This window comes from Streptomyces sp. rh34 (assembly GCF_002551245.1).
Lineage (GTDB): Bacteria > Actinomycetota > Actinomycetes > Streptomycetales > Streptomycetaceae > Streptomyces.
Genome location: NZ_NTGZ01000384.1, coordinates 1 through 5,008 on the forward strand (window position 1 = coordinate 1; position 5,008 = coordinate 5,008).

General features: G+C 73.3%; 4 protein-coding genes. All 4 read left to right on the top strand.

Features of this window, described 5'->3' with window-relative positions; translation table 11 throughout:
* The first annotated feature begins 209 nt into the window (after nt 1–209).
* On the top strand, nt 210–1,346 hold the full coding sequence (locus CR470_RS35710) for a DegT/DnrJ/EryC1/StrS family aminotransferase (RefSeq protein WP_097871725.1): 1,137 nt from the start codon (nt 210–212) through the stop codon (nt 1,344–1,346).
* Complete coding sequence (locus CR470_RS35715) at nt 1,343–2,407, top strand: glucose-1-phosphate thymidylyltransferase (RefSeq protein ID WP_097871728.1); 1,065 nt, start codon at nt 1,343–1,345, stop codon at nt 2,405–2,407. The genes CR470_RS35710 and CR470_RS35715 overlap by 4 nt, the downstream gene beginning before the upstream one ends.
* A complete protein-coding gene (rfbB, locus tag CR470_RS35720) occupies nt 2,404–3,438 on the top strand; it encodes a dTDP-glucose 4,6-dehydratase (protein ID WP_097871730.1) in 1,035 nt (344 codons plus the stop codon). Before CR470_RS35715 ends, rfbB begins: the two co-directional genes overlap by 4 nt.
* A 7-nt stretch (nt 3,439–3,445) precedes the next feature.
* A partial coding sequence (cimA, locus tag CR470_RS35725; RefSeq protein ID WP_097871732.1) for a citramalate synthase occupies nt 3,446–5,008 on the top strand: 1,563 nt, incomplete at its 3' end.

Consider the following 5,008-nt stretch of genomic DNA (forward strand, 5'->3'; position numbering starts at 1 on the left):
GACACCAGGGAGGTGCTGGCCCGCGCGGGCCTGGACGAGGCGGAGATCGCCGCACTCCTGGACGCGGGAGCCGCCGGGCTCGACGGCCCCGAGGACTGACCCGACGGTGCCCAGCGGTCCTCAAGCAGTCCGCGACCGGAGCGCCGCACGCTGCGCCGAGCAGCCGGGCCCGCCGGGAACCCGTGACGCCCTTGGAGGGTGACGCTCTCATGACCATGCACGTGTGGGACTACCTGCCCGAGTACGAACACGAGCGCAAGGACATCATCGACGCGGTGGAGACGGTCTTCGGCTCGGGCCGACTCGTCCTCGGGCCCTCTGTCCAGGGCTTCGAGGCGGAGTTCGCCGCCTACCACGGACTCGCGCACTGCGTCGGCGTCGACAACGGCACCAACGCGGTGAAACTCGCGCTCCAGGCCGCGGGGGTCGGTCCCGGCGACGAGGTGATCACCGTGTCCAACACGGCGGCCCCCACGGTCGTCGCCATCGACGGCACCGGCGCGACCCCCGTCTTCGTGGACGTCCGCGAGAGCGACTACCTCATGGACACCGCGCAGGTCGCGGCCGCCGTCACACCGCGGACCAAGGCGCTGCTGCCGGTGCACCTGTACGGGCAGTGCGTGGACATGGCCCCGCTGCGGGAGATCGCCGACGCGCACGGCCTGGTCGTCGTCGAGGACTGCGCCCAGGCCCACGGCGCCCGCCACCACGGGCAGCCCGCCGGGACGTTCGGGACCGCCGCGGCCTTCTCCTTCTACCCGACCAAGGTGCTGGGGGCCTACGGCGACGGCGGCGCCGTGCTCACCGCCGACGCGGCCGTGGACAAGGCGCTGCGCCGGTTGCGGTACTACGGCATGGAGGAGACGTACTACGTCGTCGACAGGCCCGCCCACAACAGCCGGCTCGACGAGGTGCAGGCGGAGATCCTGCGCCGCAAGCTGCGCCGGCTCGACGACTACGTGGACCGCCGCCGCGCCGTCGCCGCCCGCTACGCGCGAGGCCTCGGCGACCTGGCCCGCGAGGGGGGACTGGTGCTGCCGGCCACCGCGCCCGGCAACGAGCACGTCCACTACGTGTACGTCGTCCGGCACCCGCGCCGCGACGAGATCATCGCCGCCCTCAAGGAGCGGCAGATCGTGCTCAACATCAGCTACCCGTGGCCCGTCCACACCATGAGCGGCTTCCGGCACCTGGGCTACGCACCGGGGTCGCTGCCCGTCACCGAGCGGCTCGCCACGCAGATCTTCTCCCTGCCGATGTACCCCTCGCTGGCGCCCGAGGCCCAGGACCGGGTGATCGGCGCGCTGCGCGAGGTGCTGGCCGGATTCGAGGAGGGAAGCCGGTGAAGGGCCTCGTAGCGGCGGGCGGCCTGGGCAGCCGCCTGCGCCCGCTCACCCACACCGTGCCCAAGCAGCTCCTCCCGGTGGCGGGCGTGCCGGTCGTCGTGCACGCCCTCAACCGGCTGCGGGACATCGGCATCACCGAGATCGCCCTCGTCGTGGGGGAGTTCGGAGCACAGACGGAACAGGCGCTCGGCGACGGGTCCGGCCTCGGCCTGCGTCTCACCTACCTGCCCCAGGACCGGCCCCGCGGCATCGCCCACTGCGTGTCGCTGGCCCGGGACTTCCTCGGCGGCGACGACTTCGTCCTCTTCCTCGGCGACAACGTGTTCCCCGGCGGCCTCGCCGACTACGCGACGGCGTTCCGCGCCAAGCGCCCGGCGGCCCAGATCGTGGTGCACAAGGTGTCCGATCCGCGCGCCTTCGGCGTCGCCGAACTCGACCCCGACGGCCGGGTGACCCGGATCGTGGAGAAGCCGGCCGAGCCGCGCAGCGACCTCGCCGTCATCGGCGCGTACTTCTGCACGCCCGCGCTGCACGAGGCGGTGGCCGCGATCAGCCCGAGCGCCCGCGGCGAACTGGAGATCACCGACGCCCTCCAGTGGCTCGTCTCCCGCGGTGACACGGTGCACGCCCAGGTGCACACGGGCTACTGGAAGGACACCGGCACCATCGAGGACCTCCTCGACTGCAACCGCGAGCTGCTCGACCACCTGGAGCCCGGGGTGGACGGCGAGGTCGACGCGGCGAGCGAGCTGACCGGACCGGTCCGCATCGCGCCGGGCGCCCGCGTCGTCCGCTCGCGTATCCAGGGGCCCGTGACCATCGGCGCGGGCACGACCGTCCTGGACAGCCGCATCGGTCCGCACACCGCCATCGGCCGGCAGTGCTCCGTCAGCGCGTCCGGCGTCGGGACCTCCATCCTGCTCGACGGCGCCCACGTCCACGGCGTTCCCGACGTCCGCGCCTCCGTCATCGGGCAGCACGCCCGGGTGGACCGGCGCAGCGGACCGCCCGGCCAACGGCTGGTGCTCGGGGACCACGCCAGAGCGGAGATCGCGGGATGAGGCTCCTCGTCACCGGCGCGGCGGGCTTCATCGGCTCCCACTACGTCCGCACCCTGCTCGACGGGGACCGTCCCGGCTTCACGGACACCCGCGTCACCGTCCTGGACGCCCTCACCTACGCGGGCGACCGCACCAACCTGCCCGAACGGCACCCGCGGCTGACGTTCGTGCACGGCGACATCTGCGACCTGCCGCTGCTGCTGGACCTGCTGCCCGGCCATGACGCCGTGGTGCACTTTGCCGCCGAGTCGCACGTCGACCGCTCCCTGGTGGACGCCTCGGCGTTCATCCGCGCCAACGTCACCGGCACCGAGGCCCTGCTGCACGCCTGCCTCCGCACCGGGGTGCAGCGCGTCGTGCACGTCTCCACCGACGAGGTGTACGGCTCCATCGAGCGCGGTTCCTGGACCGAGGAGTGGCCGCTCGTGCCCAACTCCCCGTACGCCGCGTCGAAGGCGGCGAGCGACCTGGTCGCCCTCTCCTACGTGCGCAGCCACGGACTCGACCTGTCCGTCACCCGCTGCTCCAACAACTACGGGCCCTACCAGCACGTCGAGAAGCTCATCCCGGCCTTCACCACACGCCTGCTGGAACGGCAGCCCGTACCGCTCTACGGCGACGGCTCGCACAGCCGCGAGTGGGTGCACGTCAGCGACCACTGCGACGGGGTGCACCTGGTGCTCACCCGGGGCCGCTCGGGCGAGGTCTACAACATCGGCGGAGGGGACGAACGCACCAACAGGGACGTCGCCGGGGCGCTGCTGGACCTGTGCGGCGCGCCGCCGACCCTCCTCGGGTACGTCGCGGACCGCAAGGGCCACGACCAGCGGTACTCCCTCGACGACACGAAGATCCGGGAGCAGCTCGGCTACGCCCCGCGCATCGCGTTCGCGGACGGGCTGGCGCAGACCGTCGCCTGGTATCGCGAGCACCCCGAGCGGTGGCGGCACTCCCCGCACACGCGCCCGGTCGGCGCCGCGGTGTCCACCGCCGAGCAGGGCCGGGCATTCGACAACACGGGGACGAGGTAGCGGGACGATGGCCACCCAGCGGTTCCAGCTGTACGACACAACCCTGCGCGACGGCACCCAGAAGAAGGGCCTCACCCTCACGGTCGACGAGAAACTCGCCGTCGCCCGCAGCCTGGACGGCCTCGGCGTCGGCTACCTGGAGGGCGGCTGGCCCGGCGCGGTGCCCCGCGACACCGAGTTCTTCCGCCGGGCACGCACCGAACTCGACCTGAACCACGCCCGGTTGGCTGCCTTCGGGGCCACCCGGCGGCCAGGTGTGCTGGTCTCCGTCGACCCGCAGGTCCGGGCGCTGCTGGAGGCCGACACCCCGGTGGTGACACTCGTCGCCAAGGCCGACCGGCGGCATGTGGAGCGGGCGCTGCGCACCACCCTCGCCGAGAACCTCGCCATGATCGGCAGCACCGTACGGCACCTCGTGCACGCCGGGCGCCAGGTGTTCGTCGACGCCGAGCACTACTTCGAGGGGTACCGCACCGCGCCCGAGTACGCGCTGGAGACCGTCCGCGCCGCCGCCGAGGCCGGGGCGGACGCCGTGGTCCTCTGCGACACCAACGGCGGCACCCTGCCCGACGAGGTGCGCGCGACCGTCGCCGCCACCCTGGAGGCGACCGGCGTCCGGCTCGGAATCCACTGCCACGACGACTCCGGATGCGCCGTGGCCGCCACCCTCGCCGCCGTCGACGCCGGGGCCGTGCACGCGCAGGGCACCGCCCACGGCTACGGAGAACGCTGCGGCAACGCCGACCTGTTCTCCGTCGCCGCCAACCTCGTCCTCAAACGCGGCGTCCCCTGCCTGCCGCCCGGTGCCCTCGCCGACATGTCCCGGATCGCCCGCGAGGTGGCGGTGATCACCCGTGTCCCGGAACGCTCCTCCGCACCGTACGTCGGCGAGGACGCCTTCACGCACAAGGCCGGACTGCACGCCTCCGCGCTCCGCGTCGACCCCGGGCTCTACCAGCACACGGACCCCGCCGAGGTCGGCAACCGCATGCGGACCGTGGTGTCCGACCTGGGCGGGCGCTCCTCCGTCGCGCTGAAGGCCGCGGAGCTGGGCTACGCCTTGGAGGCCGGCTCCGAACCCGTCGCGCGGATCGCCGCCCGGGTCAAGGCGCTGGAGGCCGCCGGCCACAGCTTCGACACCGCCGACGCGTCCTTCGAGCTGCTGATGCGCGAGGAACTGTACGGCGACGCCGTCGAGACCCACTTCACCATCGACTCGTGGCGCGTCACCGTCTGCGGAGGCGGCCCCACCGGGACCGAGGCCAGGGTGCGGCTCCGGGTCCGGGACGTGTCGCTCAGCGGTACGGGCCGCGCCGGCGCCCCGCTGCACGCGCTGGACCGGGCGCTGCACGACGCCCTCGACCCGTTCTTCCCCGCCTTCCGCACCGTCGTCCTGTCCGGCGGACGGGAGCGCCCGCTCGGGCCCGACGGCGAGGGGGAGGCATCCTGCCAGGTGCTGCTCACCCATCGCGCCGGCGACCGCGAGTGGGGCACCGTCGGCGTCGGCGGCAACGCCGTCGCGGCGGGGTGGCACGCGCTGCTCGACATGGCACGCCACGCCCTGCTGGAC